The following is a 21847-nucleotide window of genomic DNA, read 5'->3' on the forward strand; positions in this document are numbered from 1 at the left end:
TAAAAAAGGCCACCCGAAGGTGGCCTCAATTGAAGCTGGAAAGAGAGTGCGCTTACACCGCCGCGACAGGGCGCATGTAAGAGATCGGTGCGAGCTTGGCGTCCTCGAAGGTCACCATTTCCCAGGCATCAGTCTGCTCAATCAACGTGCGCAGCAAACGATTGTTGAGCGCGTGACCAGACTTGAGGCCCTTGAATTCGCCGATCAGGCTGTTACCCAGCAGGTACAGGTCACCGATGGCATCGAGAATCTTGTGTTTGACGAATTCGTCCTCGTAACGCAGGCCGTCTTCATTGAGCACACGATGTTCGTCGACCACGATGGCGTTCTCCACACTGCCACCGAGCGCCAGGTTCTGCGAACGCAGGAACTCGATGTCACGCATGAAACCGAAGGTACGGGCCCGGCTGACTTCCTTGACGAAAGACGTGCTGGAGAAATCCACACTGGCGCTCTGCGTGCGATTGCGGAACACGGGGTGATCGAAGTCGATCTCGAAGCTCACCTTGAAACCGTCGAAAGGCACGAAGGTAGCGCGCTTATCGCCCTCCTCCACAGTCACCTCACGCAGGATGCGGATGAACTTCTTCGGCGCTTCCTGCTCCTGCAGGCCAGCGGATTGAATCAGGAACACAAAGGGACCAGCACTGCCATCCATGATCGGTACTTCGGACGCGGAGAGCTCGACGTAGGCGTTATCGATGCCCAGGCCTGCCATGGCCGAAAGCAGATGCTCTACCGTATCCACCTTGACATCACCATTGATCAATGTGGTCGACATGGTGGTTTCACCGACATTCCCGGCCAGTGCGCGGATTTCCACCACGGGGTCGAGGTCGGTACGACGAAACACGATACCGGTATCCACCGGAGCCGGCTTCAGGGTCAGGTAAACCTTCTCCCCCGAATGCAGGCCAACGCCGGTGGCACGGATGATGTTTTTCAGGGTGCGTTGTCTGATCATGGCTTGGCCGCTATATCGCTAGTTGCGAATTGTTTTCAACAATGGCCGGAAATAATAGCAGAACCGACCTTTGCTGAACACCAATCACCCATATGCTCCTGATAAATTCCATCAATCAGCCTGGCGACGCAGGAAAGCCGGGATATCCAGGTAATCGAGATCATCCTGAGTATTGAGCTTGGCTGCAGTGGCGGCGCCACCGTGGCTCTGGCGCTGCACAGTCGGACGCTCGTAGTCCTTGTAGTTGACCGACTGCTCGCTGCGCGGCTGCGCGGCAGGCTGCTGGGCAACCGGCTGGCTGACGGCGACCTGAACGGTGTTGTCGACCACCTTGACCGGCTTCTCCATGCGCGCGCCGAGGCCGGTAGCGACCACGGTGACGTGCAGTTCGTCGCGCATGTCGGCGTCGATCACGGTGCCGACCTTGACGGTGGCGTGCTCGGAAGCGAACTGCTCGATGATGCTACCCACGTCGGAGTACTCGCCCAGGGACAGGTCAGGACCGGCGGTGATATTCACCAGGATGCCGCGAGCGCCCTGCAGATTGACGTCTTCCAGCAGCGGGTTGCGGATGGCCGCTTCGGTGGCTTCACGCGCACGGTTCGGACCGCTGGCACAGCCAGTGCCCATCATCGCCATGCCCATTTCGCTCATCACGGTTTTCACGTCGGCGAAGTCGACGTTGATCATGCCCGGACGCTTGATGATGTCGGAGATACCGCGCACCGCGCCGGCCAGCACGTCGTCAGCCTTGGCGAAGGCGGACAGCAGGCTGGCGTCCTTGCCGAGGATGGTCAGCAGTTTTTCGTTGGGGATGGTGATCAGCGAGTCGACGCTCTCGGCCAGCGCGCGGATGCCTTCATCGGCGATGACCATGCGCTTCTTGCCCTCGAACGGGAACGGACGGGTGACCACGGCCACGGTGAGAATGCCCAGTTCCTTGGCCACCTCGGCGATCACCGGAGCAGCGCCGGTACCGGTGCCACCACCCATGCCGGTGGTGATGAACACCATGTCGGTGCCGGCCAGCACTTCGGCGATGCGCTCGCGATCTTCCAGCGCGGCCTGACGACCGACTTCCGGATTGGCGCCAGCGCCCAGGCCCTTGGTCACGCCCGGGCCGAGCTGCAGCACGGTGCGCGCACCGATGTTCTTCAGCGCCTGCGCATCGGTGTTGGCGCAGATGAACTCGACACCCTCGATGTTGCTGACCGCCATGTGATTGACCGCGTTACCGCCGCCACCACCGACACCGATGACCTTGATCACCGCGCTTTGTGGAATGTTGTCTACTAGTTCGAACATGATCCCTCTCCTTCCTTTCTAGTTGTGTAACGCCTACTGCAAAATTTAGAAATTGCCTTGCACCCAACGCTTGATGCGTTCGAGTACCGGGGTTTTGCTCTCGTCCTGATAAGGACTGCCCACCGACATGGAAATGCCGTCGTTCTGCTTCTGCAGCCCGTACAACAGCAAGCCCACACCGGTGGAATAAATCGGGTTGCGCACCACGTCGCCCATACCCTTGACGCTGTGCGGTACGCCCAGTCGAACCGGCATGTGGAAAATTTCCTCGGCCAGCTCCACCGCGCCTTCCATCTTCGCCGTGCCGCCAGTCATGACGATGCCGGCGGGAATCAGGTCTTCGTAGCCGCTGCGGCGCAGCTCGGCCTGCACCAGGGTGAACAGCTCGTCGTAACGTGGCTCGACCACTTCGGCCAGGGACTGACGCGAGAGGTCACGCGGAGGACGATCACCGACGCTCGGCACCTTGATGGTTTCGCCGGCACCGGCCAGCTTGGCCAGGGCGCAGGCATAGCGGATCTTGATCTCCTCGGCGTACTGGGTCGGCGTACGCAGGGCCATGGCGATGTCGTTGGTCACCTGGTCACCGGCAATCGGGATCACCGCGGTGTGGCGAATCGCGCCTTCGGTGAAGATGGCGATATCGGTGGTGCCACCGCCGATATCCACCAGGCACACGCCCAGTTCCTTCTCGTCCTCGGTCAGTACCGAATAAGCGGACGCAAGCTGCTCGAGGATGATGTCGTCGACTTCCAGGCCGCAGCGGCGCACACACTTCTCGATGTTCTGCGCGGCATTCACGGCGCAGGTGACCACGTGCACCTTGGCCTCCAGGCGCACCCCGGACATGCCCAGCGGCTCGCGCACGCCTTCCTGGTTATCGATCACGTAATCCTGGGCCAGGGTGTGCAGCACGCGCTGGTCCGCGGGAATCGCCACGGCCTGCGCGGCGTCGAGCACGCGCTCAATGTCGGCCGGGCTCACTTCACGATCACGGATGGCGACGATACCGTGACTGTTGAGACTGCGGATGTGATTGCCGGCGAGGCCGACGAAAGCCGAATGGATGCGGCAGCCGGCCATCAGCTGGGCTTCTTCAACGGCGCGCTGGATCGAGGCCACGGTGGACTCGATATTGACCACCACGCCCTTCTTCAGCCCGCGCGACGGATGGGTGCCGATACCGACGATTTCCAGCTGGCCGTCGGCCGTCACCTCGCCCACCAGCGCCACCACCTTGGAGGTGCCGATGTCCAGGCCAACGATCATCTTGCCGCTCTGCGCGCTATTCATTAGTCCTGCCTCTCCTCAATTCACTTTCTGCTCGGCCGCAGCCGGCTCCACCGGCTCACGCCAGGCCACGGCCAGGCCGTTGGCATAACGCAGGTCGATGCGCGCGATGTTCGCGCTCTGTTCTTTCAGTTCCCGCTCATAGATGGCGGCGAAACGACGCATTTTTTCCACCACGTGATCACGTCCCAGCAGGATGTCGATGCGCTGGCCGCTGGTGTTCTCGGTAGCCGAGAGAAACCAGCTGCCGCGTTCGCGCAACTGCAGCCCGACCACGGTAAAGCCCATCGGCCGCAGCAACTGGCTGAGCATCTGGTACTGCTGCATCACCTTCGGCTGCGCCCGCTTCGGGCCGGACAGCTGCGGCAGATGCTGATAGTTGTCCAGTTCCTGCGGCGCAAACGCCTGACCCTGATTGTTGAGCAGCGCTTCGTCACCCCACCGGGCGATAGGCAGTTGCTCTTCGAGGCGCACGTCGATCTGATCCGGCCATACGCGACGCACTTCGGCATGAGCGATCCAGGGCATGCGCTCGAGCTCCTCGCGCATGCCGCGCAGGTCGACGCTGAAAAAGCTCGCCTCGATGAATGGCGCGATGCGCCGCTGCACTGCCTGCTGGCTGATATAGGCCAGGTCGCCCTGCACGCTGATGCGTGCAATCGGGCGGTCGGCATAGGGCAGCAGACGCTGCGCCCCCTCGTAGGCGCCGAACCCCAGAGCGACCAGCAGCAACGGCCAAAGCAAACGGCCTACCCAGGAGAAATCCGCCTTGGGCAGGCGCAAGCGCATCGGCTCCTTGGCCACCAGACGGCTGGCGCCACGCGGCGCGGGCTTGCCGCGCAGCGGAGCCCTCAGCGTGTCCTGGTGACGCAAAGCCGCTGTCATGACTTAACCCCTCGCCTCGACGCTGTCCGCCAGGATCGCCAGCACCAGTTGCTGGAAATCCAGACCGGCAGCACGCGCGGCCATCGGCACCAGGCTGTGATCGGTCATGCCCGGTACGGTGTTCACTTCCAGCAGCCAGAACTGGCCGCTGGCATCCTGCATCACGTCGGCACGCGCCCAGCCCTGAGTGCCCACGGCCTCGCAGGCACGCGCGGTCAGCTCTTTCAGTTCTGCCTCTTTCTCGGCCGAGAGGCCGCAGGGAATGCGGTACTGGGTGTCATCGGCCAGGTACTTGGCGTCGTAGTCGTAGAAGGTGTGCGGGGTGCCGAGGCCAATGGGCGGCAGCACCTGGCCACGCAGCACGGCGATGGTGTATTCCGGGCCGGCGATCCACTGCTCGACCAGCACCTGACTGTCGTAGCGTGCGGCGTCCTGCCAGGCTTTGAGCAGCGCCTCGACGCTGTCGACCTTGGCCATGCCGATGCTCGAGCCTTCATGCGCCGGTTTGACGATCAGCGGGAAGCCCAATTCGGCAGCTGCCGCTTCGCAGTCGGCTTGCGACGTCAGCACGGCATGACGCGGCGTCGGCAGGCCAAGGCTGTGCCAGACCTGTTTGGTGCGCAGCTTGTCCATCGCCAGCGCCGAGGCGAGAATGCCGCTGCCGGTGTAGGGAATACCGGCACACTCGAGCAGCCCCTGCATGGAGCCATCCTCGCCACCACGGCCGTGCAGCACAATAAAGGCGCGGTCGATCTTCTCGCTGGCAAGGCGCTGCAGGAAATCATCACCCACGTCGATGCCGAAGGCGTCCACGCCCGCTGCCTGCAAGGCGCCGAGCACCGCGTTGCCGGATTTCAGTGACACCTCGCGCTCGGCGCTCTTGCCGCCGAACAGCACGGCGACGCGACCGAAGGCCTTGGGATCGAGGGTACTGTGCAAACTCATTTCGACTCCCCCACGAACAGCGGGTGTTTGATCAGTTGCGGTGCCACCGCGCCGATATCGCCCGCGCCCTGGCACAGCAGGATGTCGCCGGCACGCAGCAGCGGTTTGAGCAGCGGCGCCAGGTCGGCGCCACGCTCGACGTAGATCGGATCGAGCTGGCCACGCTGACGGATGCTGTGGCACAGCTGGCGGCTGTCGGCGCCGGGAATCGGCTCTTCGCCAGCCGGGTAGACCTCCACCAGCAGCAGCACATTGGCCTCCCCGAGCACCTGCACGAAATCGTCGTACAGATCGCGGGTGCGGCTGTAGCGGTGCGGCTGGTAGACCATCACCAGACGACGCTCCGGCCAGCCGCCACGCACGGCCTTGATCACGGCAGCGACTTCGCGCGGGTGATGACCGTAGTCGTCGACCAGCATCACGCTGCCGCCGTCTACCGGCAGTTCGCCGTAGACCTGGAAGCGCCGACCGACACCCTGGAAGCCCGACAGGCCGCTGACGATGGCGGCATCGTCGATGCCTTCGTCGGTGGCGATGGCGATGGTCGCCAGGGCATTGAGGACGTTGTGGTTGCCCGGCATGTTCACCGACACGTCGAGCGGCTCGCAGTCCGGGCGCAGCACGGTGAAGTAAGTGCGCATGCCCTCCTGACGCACGTTGATCGCGCGCACGTCGGCGTCTTCGGCAAAGCCGTAGGTCACGGTCGGACGACCAACCTGCGGCAGCAGTTCACGCACCACCGGGTCATCCACACAGAGCACGGCCAGGCCGTAGAACGGCAGGTTGTGGAGGAACTCGATGAAGGTCTTCTTCAGTCGGTTGAAGTCGCCGCCATAGGTGCTCATGTGGTCGGCGTCGATATTGGTGACCACCGAAACCATCGGCTGCAGGTGCAGGAAGCTGGCGTCGCTCTCATCGGCTTCGGCGATCAGGAAGCGGCTGGAGCCGAGTTGGGCATTGGTACCGGCAGCGTTCAGGCGGCCACCGATGACGAAGGTCGGATCCAGCCCGCCAGCGGCGAACACCGAAGCCAGCAGGCTGGTGGTGGTGGTCTTGCCATGGGTGCCGGCCACGGCGATGCCGTGACGGTAGCGCATCAGCTCGGCGAGCATCTCGGCACGCGGCACCACCGGAATACGACGCCCCAGCGCAGTGGCGACCTCCGGGTTGCTGGTGTTGACAGCGCTGGATACCACCAGTACATCAGCCTGCTCGGCGTTTTCCGCGCGGTGCCCGATGAAAATGGTCGCCCCGAAGTTTTCCAGGCGCTCAGTCACGGCCGATGCCTTGAGATCGGAGCCGGATACTTCGTAACCCAGGTTGAGCAGCACCTCGGCGATACCGCACATGCCCACCCCACCGATACCGACGAAATGGATGCGGCGGATACGGCGCATGCGCCGCACTTCTGCCTTGACCGCAGCGGGAGACTTAGCCACGCATCACCTCCTGGCAGATATCGACCACCGTGCGGGTGGCATCGGGCTTGGCCAGGCGACGCGCGGTGGCGCCCATGACATTGAGTTTTTCCAGGTGCATCAGAACCTCGGTGAGCTGCGCGGCAAGCGTGTCCGCGTCAGTGGCATGTTGCGGGAGAAGGACAGCGGCGCCCTCCTTCGCCAGGTATTCGGCATTGCGGCTCTGGTGGTCGTCGATCGCGTGCGGCAACGGCACCAGAAACGATGGCAGCCCTGCTGCCGCCAGCTCGCTGACGGTCAGCGCGCCGGCACGGCAAACCACCAGATCGGCCCAGCCATAAGCACGCGCCATATCCTTGATGAACGGCGCGACCTCGGCTTCGACCGCGGCATCGCGATAACGCTCCGCAGTGATGTCGGCATGTTGTTTACCGGCCTGGTGGAACACCTGCGGACGTAGGTCGGCAGGGATTTTCTCCAGCGCCGCCGGCAGCAATTTGTTCAGCGGCTCGGCGCCCAAGCTGCCGCCCAGCACCAGCAATTTCAGCTTGCGCCCGGCCAGCGGCTCACGCGGTGTTTCCAGGAACAGCTCTTCACGCACGGGGTTACCGGTGGTGCGTCGCTTGTCAGTCGCTGCGAAGGTGTTCGGGAAGGCCTCGCAGATACGATTGGCGATACGCGACAACAGGCGATTGGCAGTGCCGGCCACGGCGTTTTGTTCATGGATGATCAACGGCACACCAGCCAGGCGCGCAGCCAGGCCGCCAGGCCCGGTGACATAACCACCCATGCCCAGCACGCACACCGGATGCAGCTCACGCACGATACGCCGCGCCTGCAGCAGCGAACGCAGCAACTGGAACGGCGCCTTGAGCAGTGCCAGTTTGCTCTTGCCACGCAGGCCGCTGACGTTGATCAGATGCAGCGGCAAACCGGCCTGTGGCACCAGCTCGTTCTCGATGCCACGCGGCGTGCCCAGCCAGTGCACGGCGTAACCACGCGCCTGGAACTCGCGTGCACAGGCCAACGCCGGGAATACGTGACCACCGGTGCCGCCGGCCATGATCAGCACATTACCGCGCATGGGCGACCTCCTTGCTCGGCTCGGCGAAGTCCGCTTCACTGAACTCGATATCCTCGTTACCCAACACGTTGCGCCGCTCCCACTCAATACGCAGCAGCAGCGCCAGACTCACGCAGCAGATCACCAGCGACGAGCCTCCGTAGCTGAGGAACGGCAGTGTCAGGCCCTTGGTCGGCAGCAGGCCGGTGTTCACGCCGATATTGATCAGGAACTGGCCGATCCACAGGAAGGACAGGCCATAGGCGACGTAGGCGGAGAAGAACTGCTTGGCCTTTTCCGCCCACAGGCCGATATACAGACCACGCACGCAGACGAAAACGAACAGCCCCAGAGTGGTCAGCGCACCGACCAGCCCCAGCTCCTCGGCCAGCACCGAAAAGACGAAGTCGGTGTGTGCTTCCGGCAGGTAGAACTGCTTCTGGATGCTGTTGCCCAGGCCAACGCCAAACCATTCGCCGCGACCAAAGGCAATCAGCGCCTGGGTCAGTTGGTAACCTGCGCCATATTGATCGGCCCAGGGGTCGGTAAAGGTGATCAGACGCTGCAGGCGATACTCCTGGGTCTGTACCAGGACGAACACCGCGCCAACCGCCAGCGCCACCATCAAACCGAAGCGCAACATGCCGACGCCGCCGAGGAACAGCATGGCTATGGCCGAGCCCATCATCACCACGGTGGCACCGAAGTCCGGCTCCAGCAGCAGCAGACCGGACATCGGCAGCAACACCACAAAGGGTTTGAAGAAGCCCATCCAGCTTTCGCGCACCTCTTCCTGGCGGCGCACCAGATAGCCGGCCAGGTAGACCACGACGAACACCTTGGCGATTTCCGACGGCTGCACGTTGAACGCGCCGAAACCGATCCAGCGCCGCGCACCGTTGACCTCGCGGCCAATACCAGGGATCAGCACCAACACCAGCAGACCGAACGCCGCCAGCAGGAGCATCCAGCCATAACGCTGCCAGAAGCTCATCGGGATCATCAGCACGACACCGGCAGCACCCAGGCCGATGACCAGATAAATCAGATGGCGAATCATGTGGTACAGCGAATTACCGGACAACGCCGCCGCCACTTCCGAGGAAGCCGAGGTGATCATCACCAGGCCCAGGCCGAGCAGAGCGAGGCAGCCGGCCAGCATCGGGAAATCGACATCGAAGCCGCGCCCGAGCAGCGGCGAAGGCCGAACGTGGAGGAAGTCCGTCAACATGACAAGCCTCCCACCGCCTGGGCGAACAGACGCCCGCGCTCTTCGAAGTTCTTGAACATGTCGAGACTGGCGCAGGCCGGCGACAGCAGCACGGCATCACCAGCCTCGGCCAGCTCGCTGCAGCGCTGCACCGCCTCGTCCAGGGTTTGCACGCGCACCAGCGGCGCCACATCACCCAGGGCCTCGGCCAGGCGCTCGGCATCACGACCGAGCAGCACCACGGCACGGCAGAAGCGTGCTACCGGCGCCTTCAGTGCGGAGAAGTCGGCACCCTTGCCATCGCCACCGGCGATCAGTACCAGCTTGCCGGCAATATCGCCACCCAGACCATCGATGGCCGCCAGCGCGGCACCGACGTTGGTGGCCTTGGAGTCGTCGTAGTAACTCACCCCGGCACGCTCGCCAACCCACTGGCAGCGGTGCGGCAAACCGGCGAATTGGCGCAAGGTGGCCAGCATGGCCTCCATCGGCAGGCCTACGGCATGACCGAGCGCCAGCGCCGCCAGGGCGTTGGAATGGTTGTGCGCGCCACGGATTTTCAGTTCACTCACCGGCAGCAGCGCTTCGAAGCGAAACGCCAGGGATTTTTCGCCATTCTCTTCGAGCAGGCCAAAGCGTTTGAAATCAGGTTTGCCCAGACCGAATTCCCAGCAGCTCACCTGGTCGGCGATCAGCGGGCGCGACAGTGCGTCGTCGCGGTTGATCACCACCTGACGGGCACCACGGAAGATCCGATGCTTGGCCAGGTGATAGGCCGGCAGACCGCTGTAACGGTCCATGTGGTCTTCACTGATGTTCAGGCAGGTAGCCACTTCGGCGTTGAGCTGATCGGTGGTCTCCAGTTGGAAGCTGGACAGCTCCAGCACGTACAGCTCGACATCGTCGGCCAACAGATCCAGCGCCGGGGTACCGAGGTTGCCGCCGACGGCGACGCGCTTGCCCGAGGCAGCGGCCATTTCACCCACCAGGGTGGTGACGGTGCTCTTGGCGTTGGAGCCGGTGATGGCGATGATCGGTGCCTTGGCGTGGCGGGCGAACAGGTCGATATCGCCAGACAGTTTCACCCCGCGTGCAGCCGCTGCGGCCAACGCTGGAGTGGCCACGGCCAGGCCCGGGCTCACGTACAGTTCCGAGGCGCGGCAGAGGAAGTCCACGTCCAGCTCGCCGCAACGTACTTCCACCTGCGGGTAATCACGCTTGAGCGTCTCCAGCTCCGGCGGGTTCGCTCGCGTGTCGGCCACGGCAAAGCGCACGCCCTGCTGCGCCAGGAAGCGCACCAGGGACATGCCGCTCTTGCCGAGGCCGACAACGATGCGGAACTGGTCGGAAGCAATCAATGACACGCTCTATTACCTCAGTTTCAGGGTGGCCAGGCCGATCAGCACGAGAATCACGGTGATGATCCAGAAACGGACGATCACGCGCGGCTCAGGCCAGCCCCTGAGTTCGAAATGGTGGTGGATCGGCGCCATGCGGAACACGCGCTTGCCGGTCAGCTTGAAGCTGACGACCTGGATGATCACCGACAGGGTTTCCATGACGAACACGCCGCCCATGATGAACAGAACGATTTCCTGACGAACGATCACCGCAATGGTGCCCAGCGCGGCACCGAGCGCCAGCGCGCCGACGTCACCCATAAACACCTGCGCCGGGTAGGTGTTGAACCACAGAAAGCCCAAGCCGGCACCGACCAGCGCGGCGCAGAACACGATCAGCTCGCCAGCGCCCGGCACGTAGGGAATCAGCAGGTATTCGGCGAAGTTCACGTTGCCCGACAGGTAACAGAAGATACCCAGCGCGCCGCCGACCATGACGGTGGGCAGAATGGCCAGGCCGTCGAGGCCGTCAGTGAGGTTCACCGCATTGCTGGTGCCGACGATGACGAAGTAGGTCAGCACCACGAAGGCGATGCCCAGGGGAATGGCGACGTCTTTCAGCAACGGCACGATCAGGGTGGTCTCCACCGGGCTCTGCGCCGTCATATAAAGGAAGATGGCCGCCGCCAGGCCGAACACCGACTGCCAGAAATATTTCCAGCGACTCGGCAGGCCGCGCGAGTTCTTCTCGATCACCTTGCGGTAGTCATCGACCCAGCCAATGGCACCGAACAGCAGAGTCACGGCCAGCACCACCCACACGTAGCGGTTGGACAGATCAGCCCAGAGCAGGGTGCTGACGGCGATGGCGGTCAGAATCAGCGCACCGCCCATGGTCGGCGTGCCCTTCTTCGACAGGTGCGATTGCGGGCCATCGTTGCGCACGGCCTGGCCGATCTGACGCACCTGCAGGGTGCGGATCATCCACGGGCCGAGCCACAGCGACAGCGCCAGGGCGGTCAGCACGCCGAGGATGCCGCGCAGGGTCAGGTACTGAAAGACCGCGAAGCCCTTGTGGAACTGTTGCAGGTACTCCGCCAGCAGCAGCAGCATTTAGTGATTCTCCCCAGCTACGTCGCACAGCGCTGCCACGACCTTGTCCATGGCTGCGCTGCGTGAACCCTTGATTAGTAGTGTGCTGCCGGCCTGTTCGGCGCGAAGCGTTTCGATCAGCTCGGCGTGGTCGGCGAAATGACGCCCTTTGGCGCCAAACTCCTCGACTGCGAAGCGCATCAGCGGGCCAACGGCATACAGTGCGTCGACTTTGCCAGCGGCATGCCGACCGACATCGCGATGGCCCTGCTCGGCCCACTCGCCCAACTCGCCCATGTCTCCGAGCACCAGAACGGTGCGCCCGGAAAAGCCGGCGAGTATATCCACCGCAGCGCACATGGCTACAGGGTTGGCGTTGTAACTGTCATCGATCACCCGCACGCCATTTGGCGCCAGTTGCGCGACAGCACGGCCCTTGACCGGTTGCAGATTTTGCAAGCCTTCGACCATGGCACCCAGCGATATGCCCAGCGCATGAGCGGCAGCGCAGGCCGCCAGGGCATTGGCGACGTTGTGCTCACCGAGCAGGTTGAGCTGAATGCGCGCGCTACCGACCGGGCTACGCAGGGTGAAACCCTGGCAGCCACGCTTGTCGCGGGCCAGATCGCTGCCGTGGAAGTCGGCGCGGGTGTCGCGCAAGGCAAAGCTCAGCACCTTGCGTCCGGCAGCGCGGCGCTGCCAGGTGATGAACGCCTTGTCATCCAGATTGAGCACGGCCACGCCATCGTTCGGCAGGCCTTCGAGAATCTCGCCCTTGGCCTCGACGATCTTTTCCGGACCGCCGAACTCACCCACATGGGCATTGCCGGCATTGGTGATGATCGCCACCTGCGGCCGGGTCAGGCTGACGGTGTAGGCGATCTCGCCGACATGGTTGGCGCCCAGCTCGATCACCCCGGCGCGATGCTGCGGCGCCAGCTCCAGCAGGGTCAGTGGCGCACCAAGGTCGTTATTGAGATTGCCACGAGTGGCCAGTACTGCGCCGCCTAGGCCGGCACGCAGAATGGACGCGAGCATTTCCTTGACGCTGGTCTTGCCACTGGAACCGGTCACGGCAGCCAGCGGGCCGGTAAAGGCCTGGCGGTTCAGCGCACCCAGTTGACCGAGCGCCAGACGCGTGTCGGCCACCAGCAATTGCGGCAACGCTGCATTCGCCACCTCACGCTCGACCAGCGCGGCGACTGCACCCTTGACGGCGACGTCGGCCAGATAATCATGGCCGTCGAAGCGCGGGCCGGTCAGTGCCACGAAAAGCTGACCCGCAGCGATGGTGCGGCTGTCGGTGCCAACGGCGGAGAACGCTACATCGCCGCCAATCACGCGAGCGTTCAGGTCGGTGGCGACGTCGCTGAGCAACCAGGGCTTAAGCATGCGCTGCCTCCCAGGCCGCCAGGGCCTTGTTCGCTTCGATCAGATCGGAGAACGGCTGACGCACGCCCATGATTTCCTGATAATCCTCGTGCCCCTTGCCAGCCAGTACCAGCACATCGGCGGCTTCAGCCTGGGCAATCAGCCGCGCGATGGCATCGCCACGGCCGTGAATGAACTGCACCTGCTCCGGCGCTTTGAAACCAGCGCGAATATCGGCAACGATCTGTGCCGGCTCTTCCGTACGCGGATTGTCATCGGTCACCCACACCGCATCGGCCAGGCGCTCGGCAACTGCGGCCATCAGCGGGCGCTTGCCGCGGTCACGATCACCACCGCAACCGAACAGGCAGACCAGACGCCCTTCGACGTGCGGACGCATGGCTTCGAGCACTTTCTCCAGCGCATCCGGGGTGTGCGCGTAGTCGACCACCACCAGTGGCTTGTCGCCGCCACCGAGACGCTGCATGCGGCCCGCTGGCCCCTGCAGTTGCGGCAAGACCTTGAGAATCTCGTCGAGGCCGTAGTCCAGCCCCAGCAGCGCGCCGACCACCGCCAGCAGGTTGCTCAGGTTGAAACGACCGAGCAGATTGCTGCGCAGCATGCCTTCGCCGCGCGGTGTTACCAGGCGTGCACGCACGCCGTGATCGTCGAAGTGTGCTTCGCTGCAATAAACGAAGGCGCTGGCATCGCTGAGGCTATAGCCGATCAGGCGTGACTCGTGCGTTTGCGCGGCTAGCTCACAACCAAAGGCATCATCGAGGTTGATCACTCGGCAACGCAGGTTCGGCCAGGCGAACAGCTTGGCCTTGGCTGCGCCATAGGCCTGCATGCTGCCGTGGTAATCGAGGTGATCGCGCGACAGGTTAGTGAACACCGCCACGTCGAACTCCAGGGCGGCGACACGCCCCTGATCCAAGCCATGGGAGGACACCTCCATGGCCACGGCGCGCGCACCGGCCTGCTTGAGCGAGGCCAGGGTGGCCTGCACCCCGACCGGATCAGGCGTGGTGTGCTTGCCCTGCTCCAGGGCACCGTGGAAGCCATTACCCAATGTGCCGACGATACCGCAGCGCTGGCCGAGCAGATCCAGTGCCTGCGCCAGTAACTGGCTGACACTGGTCTTGCCGTTGGTGCCGGTGACACCGATCAGATGCATCGCGCGGCTTGGCTCACCGTAGAAGCGCCCGGCAATGGCTGAAAGCTGGCCGGCCAGCCCCTTGACCGGAACCAGCACAGCACTCTCCGCATGCATGGCTGCAGCGCCTTCGGCCTCAAAGGCCACCGCCGCAGCGCCACGGGCCACGGCATCGGCGATATGTACGCGACCATCCTGCTGGGTACCCGGCACGGCCAGGAACAGATCACCCGGACGCACCTTGCGGCTGTCCAGAGTCAGCTCCCGAATCAGTACACCGCTCTCGGCAGCGGGCAACAGTTGATTGAGCGGCATGGGCATCAGTTACGCCCTCCCTGGCCAACGGCGGCCATCTTCTGCTCGGGCGGCGGCAGATTGTCAGGCGCAATGTTCATCAAACGCAGCGAGCCGGCCATCACCCGGCTGAACACCGGTGCGGAAATCAGGCCGCCGTAGTAGGCCCCCTTGCCTGGCTCGTCGATCACCACCACCAGCGCGATACGCGGATCCTGCGCCGGGGCGAAGCCGGCGAACAGCGAGCGATAGGAGTTGGTCTGGTAGCCCTTGGCGCCAGCATTGGTCTTGCGCGCGGTGCCACTCTTGCCGGCGACGTGGTAACCCGGCACCTGGGCGCGGAACACCCCGCGCGGCGCCTCGACCACCTGCTGCAACATGCCCTGCAGGGTCTTGGCTACATCGGCCGACATGACCTGCATGGCGCCTGGCTTGCCGTCCACACGAATCATCGACAGCGGCGTCATGCCGCCGCCATTGGCCAGCGCCGCATAGGCATGCGCCAGCTGCACGGCAGTCACCGAGAGGCCGTAGCCGTAGGACAGCGTGGCGGTTTCCGCCTGTCGCCACTGACGATGGTTGGGCAGATTGCCAACCCGCTCGCCCGGGAAACCGAGACCGGTGTCACGCCCGAAGCCCAGATTGCTCAGGACGTGGTAGATGCTCTCTCCGCCTACGTCGAAAGCAATCTTGCTCATGCCGACGTTGCTGGAGTTGATCAGAATGCCGGTCAGATCCAGCGCGGGACCTTGCGTACGGGATACGTCGCGAATGCTGTAACGGCCAATCTGCAGCGTACCGTTGCCGACCTGAACGATATCGCTGGGCTTCCAGCGTCCGGTCTCCAGCGCAGCGGCCATCGACAGCGGCTTGATGGTCGAGCCCGGCTCGAATACGTCGATCATGGCACGGTTGCGCATGGCCGCCGGGGTCAGGCTGCGACGGTTGTTCGGGTTGTAGGTGGGATGGTTGACCATCGCCAGCACCTCGCCGGTCTTCACGTCGACCATCACCAGGCTGCCGGCCTTGGCATCGTTCTCCAGCAGCGCATTGCGCAGCTCGCGATGGGCCAGGTACTGCAGGCGCAGATCAATGGACAACGCCAAGGCCTTGCCGGCCTTGGCGTTCTGCGCAACCTGTACATCCTTGATCAGCTTGCCACGCCGATCCTTGAGCACCTGGCGCTTGCCCGGCACGCCGGCCAGCCAGTCTTCATAGGCCAGCTCCATACCTTCGCGACCGCGGTCGTCGATGTCGGTGAAGCCCACCACATGGGCCGCCACTTCGCCGGCCGGATAGAAACGACGGAATTCTTCGATGGCATAAACGCCCGGTACCTTGAGATCCAGCACGCTCTGCCCCTTGTCGGGGGTCAGACCACGCACCAGATACATGAACTCGCGTTCCTTGTTCTGCTCCAGGCGGGCGGCGAAGCTAGCGGGATCCTGGCCGAGCGCCGCAGCCAGTGCCGGCCACTGCTGACGCCCCGCCTGCAGCTCCTTGCCATTGGCCCACAGCGTAGTGACCGGCGTGCTGACGGCCAGCGGCTCGCCATTGCGGTCGGTGATCAGGCCACGGTGCGCAGGAATCGGGATATGCCGCACGCTGCGCGCATCACCGTGGGCCTTGAGGAAGTCATGGTCGAGCACCTGCAGATCGAGCATGCGCCAGGCAATGGCGCCGACCATCAGCGCCAGCAGCACCAGCACCAGGCGGAAGCGCCAGGGATAGAGTGCGCCTTCGAGGCCGATCATGGACGCACCATGCGCACGGCGGCCGGGTCGGGGATGTGCATCTTCAGCTGTTCGCTGGCCAACGCTTCGATGCGATTGTGCGCGGTCCAGGTGCTCTGCTCGAGAATCAACCGACCCCACTCGGCCTGCGCCTTGTCGCGCACGCTCAGCTCGCCGTACAGCTCATTGAGCAGCTGACGGTTCCAGTGCGCGCTGTAGGACACCGCCAGCGCAGAAACCAGAATGGCAATAAACAGCAGCAGCATCAGAAAGCTGCCGCTGGGCATGGATTTGATCAGCCGACGGCTCACCGCAACTTCTCCGCGATGCGCATCACCGCGCTGCGCGAGCGCGGATTGGCCTTGAGTTCGGCGTCGCCAGCGTAGACCGGCTTGCCAATCAGCTTCAGGCGCGGCTCGAAGGCTTTCGGGATGATCGGCAGGTCACGTGGCAGCTTGTCCGCCTCGCCCTTGGCCTGACGCTTCATGAACTGTTTGACGATACGGTCTTCCAGCGAGTGGAAGCTGATCACTACCAGGCGGCCACCGACTTCCAGCGTTTCCAGCGCCGCTTCGAGGCCGCGCTCGAGATCACCCAGCTCGTTATTGATAAAGATGCGAATACCCTGGAAAGCACGGGTCGCCGGATTCTTACCCTTTTCCCAGGCCGGGTTGGCCTCGGTCAGCACCTTGGCCAGATCAGCGGTGCGAGTAAAAGGCTGCTCGGCACGGCGCTGCACCACGGCGCGCGCCATACGCTTGGCGAAACGCTCTTCGCCGTAATCCTTCATCACCCGGGCGATTTCATCTTCGTCCGCCGAGGCAATCCAGTCAGCGGCACTCACGCCGGCATCAGGATTCATGCGCATGTCCAGCGGGCCGTCATTGAGGAAGCTGAAGCCACGCTCGGGGTCGTCCAGTTGCGGCGAGGACACACCAAGATCCAGCAGAATGCCGGCGACCTGACCGGAAATACCGCGGACAACAGCCTCATCGCCAAGTTCCGCAAAACTGCGCTGCACAACGACAAAGCGGCCGTCTTCGGCCGCCAATGCTTCCCCGGTGGCTATCGCCAGGGGATCCTTGTCGAACCCCAAGAGCCGCCCATCTGGCCCGAGTTTCTGCAGGATCAGCCGACTGTGTCCGCCACGCCCGAAGGTGCCGTCCATATAACGACCATCACCGCGCACAGCCAGCCCCTCGACGGCTTCGTCGAGCAGCACGGTGATATGGCGCAAGTTGCTATCGGTCATGGTCACAGGATCAGGTCACGCAGGTCATCGGAAAGGGCGCCGGGCTGCTTGATGGCAGCGAGGTCGGCTTCGGCTACGGCATTCCAGGAATCTTCATCCCAGAGTTGAAACTTGTTCAGCTGACCGACGAGCATCGCTCGCTTGTCCAGCTTGGCGTATTCGCGCAAACGCGGCGGCACCAGAAAGCGGCCACTGGCGTCCAGCTCGAGATCGACGGCATTACCGATCAGCAGACGCTGCAGGCGGCGGTTCTCTTCACGAAAGGAGGCCAGCTCACGCAGCTTGTTCTCGATCAGTTCCCACTCGGCCAGGGGGTAAACGCAAAGACAGGGGTCGACGGCGTCGATGGTCACGATGAGCTGGCCACTGCAACGCGCAACGAGCTCGTCACGATACCGACTCGGCATCGCGAGGCGCCCTTTGGCGTCGAGACTGATGGCGTTAGCTCCGCGAAACACGGCTGCGCTTCCCCTGTAATTAGCTTTCCATGCCCAAAAAAACCCACTTTGTGCCACTTCTTACCACTTGCGCACACTATAGAAACGCATGCGCCCCACCGTCAAGGCGCTCGGAAAGGGAAAAACCCTTACAGGACGGAGATTTAGCGCACAAAAGCGAGGGGAAAAGAGATGTCTGGGGCGACTTTCATCGGACAAATTCGAGCCATTGCAGCGAGCTGAAATCCGAACTTAAAGTGATTTGTTAAGAGTAAGATTTTTTTGGTATCAGACGAGCGGGGAATAGAAGGGTATAGCGAGGAAAAAAGGAGGAGAGTCGATCTGTAAGCCGGGTTCTGTCGAGGACAGTCATTCCTCTACGACGTACATCACTGCACGCCTTTAGCAACCTACCCGGTTCCAGCGCGGGCCACGCCGATGGAACCCTATTTGGTCTTGCTCCGAGTGGGGTTTACCTAGCCACGGACTGTTGCCAGCCGTGCGGTGCGCTCTTACCGCACCTTTTCACCCTTACCGGCGCCGAAACGCTTAGGCGGTTATTTTCTGTGGCACTTTCCGTAGGCTCACGCCTCCCAGGCGTTACCTGGCACTCCGCCCTATGGAGCCCGGACTTTCCTCCCCCTTCTTGCGAAGGCAGCGACTGTCCGATCGACTCTCCGCCAGCAAGGTTAACAAAGCCGCAAGCCGCAAGCTACCGGCGGCAAGAAAAAGCAGCCTGACGCGCCTAATGCCGATCAGATAAGGCCACCAAAGCGGCCTTTCGTAAGAGCCCCGCCCCGGGGCGAAGCTTGTCAATTTCGCATCGCCCTGGTTCGCGGCGAGGCGCCGCTCCTACGCACTGACAGCGCCGACGCTTAACTGGCTGGCATTAGCCTAGCGCGCCCTCTGCAGGGCTCGCTCCTGCGACAACCTCATCCCTTGCGTTCCAGAGCCACCTGATAAAGCACATTCTTGCGCACCCCGGTGATCTCTGCAGCCAAGGCTGCCGCACGCCTGAGCGGCATTTCCGACAGCAACAGATCGAGTACGCGCAACGCCTCGGCGCTGACCGCCTCCTCACCTTCCGGCGCCTGCCAGCCTGCCACCAGCACCACGCACTCGCCGCGCTGCTGATTACTGTCTGCCGCGACCCACTCGCACAGCTCGGCCAACGGTAACCCTTGCAGGGTCTCGAAGGTCTTGGTCAGCTCACGCGCCAACAAGGCAGGGCGATCATCGCCAAAGACTTCGCGCATGTCCTGCAGGCATTCGAGAATCCGGTGCGGCGCTTCGTAGAAAATCAGCGTGCGCGGCTCTTCGCGCACCTGCTCCAGACGCGCACGGCGCCCCGCCGCCTTGGCCGGCAGAAAACCTTCGAAGATGAATCGATCCGATGGCAAGCCAGCAGCCGAGAGCGCCGCGATCAGTGCGCAGGCCCCCGGCACCGGCACCACGGCGAAGCCGGCCGCACGCGCCTGGCGCACCAGGTGGTAACCCGGGTCGGAAATCAGCGGCGTGCCCGCATCGGAAATCAGCGCAACATCCTCTCCGGCCTGAAGGCGCGCCAGAAAGCGCCCGCCCTGATCGCGCTCATTGTGTTCGTGACAGGCAGCCAGCGGCGTCTGGATGCCAAAGTGCTGCAGCAGTCGCGCCGAATGCCGGGTGTCTTCAGCGGCGATCAGCGCCACCTCGCGCAGAATCCGCAAGGCCCGCGCGCTGATGTCATCCAGGTTGCCAATGGGCGTGGCGACCACATAAAGGCTGCCTGGCTGGACACTTGCGACGGCGGGCTGACTCACTGGAAACACCTCGTTAATTGAAAGAGCGCTCATTCTAGCCGGTTCCGCCCCAGCGCCATCGCACGGATGTCGCCCCTTGGGTACAATCGCCGCTCGTTTTGCTCAAGTATCAGGATGACCCGATGATCGCTAGCCTGCGCCCTCTTTCTGCTCTTTTCCTGGCCGGCCTGCTCGCCGCCTGCGCCAGCTCGCCCTCCAACAACCTGGGCCAACTGCCGCGCACGCCACAAGCCAGCATCGAGCAGATGCTCCAGCAAGCTGACGAGAGCAAGCCGGAGCAGGCTGCCCTGCTGCGCCTGTCCGCTGCCGACCAGAGCTATCAGCAGAACGATGTGGCCCGCGCCACCCGCATTCTCGAGCAGATCGACATTGCCAGCCTGCAACCCGCCCAACAGATCTTCGCCAGCACCCTGAAGGCCGAGCTGGCAATGGCCCGCAAGCAACCCAAGAGCGCCCTGAAGGCCCTGCAGCACCCCAGCTTCGAACGCCTGGCTGAGCTGCCGATCGAGCAACAGATTCGCACCCAACTGGTCCGCGCGCGCGCCCTGGAGGCCGATGGTCAGACCCTCGCCGCCGCACGCGAGCGCGTATTCATCGCCCCACTGCTGAGCGGCCAGGTCGCGGCCGACAACCACGAAAACATCTGGGCACTGGTATCCAGCCTGCCCGCGCAAACCTCGGCAGGCGCCGACAGCGACCTGGCCGGCTGGCTGGATTTGGCCCGCCGGACCAAAAGCAGCGCCACACTCGAACAGCAGCAGGCCGCCATCGATCAATGGATTGCGCAAAATCCGCAGCATCCGGCCGCCGAACAACTGCCGGAGGCACTGGGAAAACTGCGCGAACTGGCCAGCCAGCCGCTGACCCGCGTCGCCCTGCTGCTCCCCCAGGAAGGTCAGCTGGCCAGCGTTGCCCGTGCCCTGCGTGACGGCTTCCTCGCCGCTCACTACGAAGCTCAGCAGGCCGGGCAGAACCCACCGGAAATCAAGCTCTACGACAGCTCCCGGATTGGCTCGCTGGATGCTTTCTACCAACAGGCACAGGCCGATGGCGTACAGCTGGTGGTCGGGCCGCTGGAGAAACCACTGGTCAAGCAGCTCAGCGACCGCGAGCAACTGCCAATCACCACCCTCGCCCTGAATTACAGCGACGCAGGTCAGGAAGGCCCGGCGCAACTGTTCCAGTTCGGCCTGGCCGCCGAGGATGAAGCCCGCGAAGTGGCTCGCCGCGCCTGGAATGACGGCATGCGCCGCGCCGTGGCCCTGGTGCCGCGTGGCGACTGGGGCGACCGCGTACTGGATGCCTTCCGTCAGAGCTGGCAGGCCCAGGGCGGCACCCTGATCGCGGCCGAACATGTCGACCAGCCGGTGGAGCTGGCGCGGCAGATCGCCGACTTGTTCCAACTGCGCGAAAGCGAGGCCCGCGCGCGCCGCCTGCAAAACACCCTGGGCACCAGCCTGGATGCCCAACCGGCGCGCCGTCAGGACATCGACTTCATCTTCCTTGCGGCCACCCCGCAACAGGCCCAGCAGATCAAGCCGACCCTGGCCTTCCAGTACGCCGGCGACGTGCCGGTCTACGCCACCTCGCACCTGTTCACCGGCGCCCATAGCCAGGCCCAGTATCAGGACCTGGAAGGCATCCGCTTCTGCGAAACGCCCTGGCTGCTGGATGCCCACGCGCCATTGCGCCAGGAAGTCAGCAATCAGTGGCCGCAGGCCGGCGGCAGCCTCGGCCGTCTGTATGCCATGGGAGTCGACGCCTACCGCCTGGCGCCACGCCTGGGCCAGCTCAAGGCCCTGCCGGACTCGCGCATCGACGGCCTGTCGGGCAGCCTCAGCCTCAATGCCACACAGCGGATCGAGCGCCAGCTGCCCTGGGCCGAGTTCCGTGGCGGCCAGGTTCAGCGCCTTCCTGACAGCATCAATTGAGCGCACACAACGATCTGGGGCGAGCCGCCGAACAGGCGGCTCGCCAGCATCTGGAACGTAACGGCCTGCGCCTGATCGAACAGAACTGGAGCTGTCGCCGTGGCGAGCTCGATCTGGTCATGCTCGACGGCGATACAGTAGTATTCGTCGAAGTCCGCGCCCGTCGCCACAGCGCCTGGGGCGGTGCCCTGGAGAGCATCGATGCACGCAAGCGTGGCAAGCTGGTGATCGCCGCCGAGCTCTTCCTCCAGCAGCACTCGCGCTGGACCCGCCACCCCTGCCGCTTCGATGTGGTCGCCATCAGCACTGACGGCGACGCTCGCCTCGACTGGATCAAGAACGCCTTCGATGCCTGACGGCCG

Annotated in this window: 19 protein-coding genes and 1 other RNA gene; 2 read left to right on the top strand and 18 right to left on the bottom strand. The window is 63.7% G+C overall.

Going from position 1 to position 21847, the window contains the following annotated elements; genetic code table 11:
• Window positions 1-52: 52 nt before the first annotated feature.
• The 18 genes from lpxC to rsmI form a co-directional block, all read right to left on the bottom strand.
• Window positions 53-964, bottom strand: a complete 912-nt coding sequence (gene lpxC, locus N5J71_RS03140; RefSeq protein ID WP_108233555.1) for a UDP-3-O-acyl-N-acetylglucosamine deacetylase — start codon at window positions 962-964, stop codon at window positions 53-55.
• Window positions 965-1075: 111 nt separating this feature from the next.
• Window positions 1076-2269, bottom strand: coding sequence for a cell division protein FtsZ (gene ftsZ / locus N5J71_RS03145; RefSeq protein ID WP_003459339.1), 1194 nt, complete (start codon window positions 2267-2269; stop codon window positions 1076-1078).
• Between the two features lie 45 nt (window positions 2270-2314).
• The gene (gene ftsA, locus N5J71_RS03150; protein ID WP_003459336.1) at window positions 2315-3562 is read right to left on the bottom strand and encodes a cell division protein FtsA; all 1248 of its coding nucleotides are present in this window, start codon (window positions 3560-3562) and stop codon (window positions 2315-2317) included.
• Window positions 3563-3577: 15 nt separating this feature from the next.
• Complete coding sequence (locus N5J71_RS03155) at window positions 3578-4444, bottom strand: cell division protein FtsQ/DivIB (RefSeq protein ID WP_084341759.1); 867 nt, start codon at window positions 4442-4444, stop codon at window positions 3578-3580.
• Window positions 4445-4447: 3 nt separating this feature from the next.
• Window positions 4448-5389 (bottom strand): D-alanine--D-alanine ligase, encoded by a 942-nt coding sequence (locus N5J71_RS03160; RefSeq protein WP_279916276.1) that lies wholly within the window; start codon window positions 5387-5389, stop codon window positions 4448-4450.
• Window positions 5386-6786: a UDP-N-acetylmuramate--L-alanine ligase gene (gene murC / locus N5J71_RS03165; protein ID WP_279916340.1), complete on the bottom strand. Its 1401-nt coding sequence runs from the start codon at window positions 6784-6786 to the stop codon at window positions 5386-5388. Before murC ends, N5J71_RS03160 begins: the two co-directional genes overlap by 4 nt.
• Before the next feature lie 34 nt (window positions 6787-6820).
• Window positions 6821-7891, bottom strand: coding sequence for an undecaprenyldiphospho-muramoylpentapeptide beta-N-acetylglucosaminyltransferase (gene murG, locus N5J71_RS03170; protein ID WP_279916277.1), 1071 nt, complete (start codon window positions 7889-7891; stop codon window positions 6821-6823).
• Window positions 7881-9101 carry a putative lipid II flippase FtsW gene (gene ftsW / locus N5J71_RS03175; protein ID WP_084341762.1) on the bottom strand — a complete coding sequence of 407 codons (1221 nt, stop codon included), beginning with the start codon at window positions 9099-9101 and terminating at the stop codon, window positions 7881-7883. Before ftsW ends, murG begins: the two co-directional genes overlap by 11 nt.
• The gene (gene murD, locus N5J71_RS03180) at window positions 9095-10444 is read right to left on the bottom strand and encodes a UDP-N-acetylmuramoyl-L-alanine--D-glutamate ligase (RefSeq protein ID WP_206408398.1); all 1350 of its coding nucleotides are present in this window, start codon (window positions 10442-10444) and stop codon (window positions 9095-9097) included. The genes ftsW and murD overlap by 7 nt, the downstream gene beginning before the upstream one ends.
• 6 nt (window positions 10445-10450) lie before the next feature.
• A complete protein-coding gene (gene mraY / locus N5J71_RS03185) occupies window positions 10451-11533 on the bottom strand; it encodes a phospho-N-acetylmuramoyl-pentapeptide-transferase (protein WP_003459322.1) in 1083 nt (360 codons plus the stop codon).
• Complete coding sequence (locus N5J71_RS03190; RefSeq protein ID WP_003459321.1) at window positions 11534-12904, bottom strand: UDP-N-acetylmuramoyl-tripeptide--D-alanyl-D-alanine ligase; 1371 nt, start codon at window positions 12902-12904, stop codon at window positions 11534-11536. It lies immediately after the preceding gene.
• Window positions 12897-14360, bottom strand: coding sequence for a UDP-N-acetylmuramoyl-L-alanyl-D-glutamate--2,6-diaminopimelate ligase (gene murE / locus N5J71_RS03195; RefSeq protein WP_003459320.1), 1464 nt, complete (start codon window positions 14358-14360; stop codon window positions 12897-12899). The genes N5J71_RS03190 and murE overlap by 8 nt, the downstream gene beginning before the upstream one ends.
• Window positions 14360-16087 carry a peptidoglycan D,D-transpeptidase FtsI family protein gene (locus N5J71_RS03200; RefSeq protein WP_003459319.1) on the bottom strand — a complete coding sequence of 576 codons (1728 nt, stop codon included), beginning with the start codon at window positions 16085-16087 and terminating at the stop codon, window positions 14360-14362. The genes murE and N5J71_RS03200 overlap by 1 nt, the downstream gene beginning before the upstream one ends.
• Window positions 16084-16377, bottom strand: a complete 294-nt coding sequence (ftsL, locus tag N5J71_RS03205; RefSeq protein ID WP_003459318.1) for a cell division protein FtsL — start codon at window positions 16375-16377, stop codon at window positions 16084-16086. Before ftsL ends, N5J71_RS03200 begins: the two co-directional genes overlap by 4 nt.
• Entirely contained in the window at window positions 16374-17318 is a 945-nt protein-coding gene (rsmH, locus tag N5J71_RS03210) for a 16S rRNA (cytosine(1402)-N(4))-methyltransferase RsmH (protein ID WP_003459317.1), read from the bottom strand. The genes ftsL and rsmH overlap by 4 nt, the downstream gene beginning before the upstream one ends.
• 2 nt (window positions 17319-17320) lie before the next feature.
• A complete protein-coding gene (gene mraZ / locus N5J71_RS03215) occupies window positions 17321-17776 on the bottom strand; it encodes a division/cell wall cluster transcriptional repressor MraZ (RefSeq protein WP_003459315.1) in 456 nt (151 codons plus the stop codon).
• 308 nt (window positions 17777-18084) lie between these two features.
• Window positions 18085-18432: RNase P RNA component class A (rnpB, locus tag N5J71_RS03220), an RNA gene on the bottom strand.
• A gap of 255 nt (window positions 18433-18687) precedes the next feature.
• A complete protein-coding gene (rsmI, locus tag N5J71_RS03225) occupies window positions 18688-19587 on the bottom strand; it encodes a 16S rRNA (cytidine(1402)-2'-O)-methyltransferase (protein WP_104728256.1) in 900 nt (299 codons plus the stop codon).
• Between the two features lie 89 nt (window positions 19588-19676).
• Here rsmI and N5J71_RS03230 point away from each other — a divergent pair, with 89 nt between their 5' ends.
• Together N5J71_RS03230 and N5J71_RS03235 are read left to right on the top strand one after the other, a co-directional pair.
• A complete protein-coding gene (locus N5J71_RS03230; RefSeq protein ID WP_279916278.1) occupies window positions 19677-21485 on the top strand; it encodes a penicillin-binding protein activator in 1809 nt (602 codons plus the stop codon).
• A complete protein-coding gene (locus N5J71_RS03235; RefSeq protein WP_003459309.1) occupies window positions 21482-21841 on the top strand; it encodes a YraN family protein in 360 nt (119 codons plus the stop codon). The genes N5J71_RS03230 and N5J71_RS03235 overlap by 4 nt, the downstream gene beginning before the upstream one ends.
• The last annotated feature ends 6 nt before the right edge of the window (window positions 21842-21847 follow it).

The sequence above is a fragment of the Ectopseudomonas oleovorans genome (assembly GCF_029845265.1).
GTDB classification, from domain to species: domain Bacteria; phylum Pseudomonadota; class Gammaproteobacteria; order Pseudomonadales; family Pseudomonadaceae; genus Aquipseudomonas; species Aquipseudomonas oleovorans.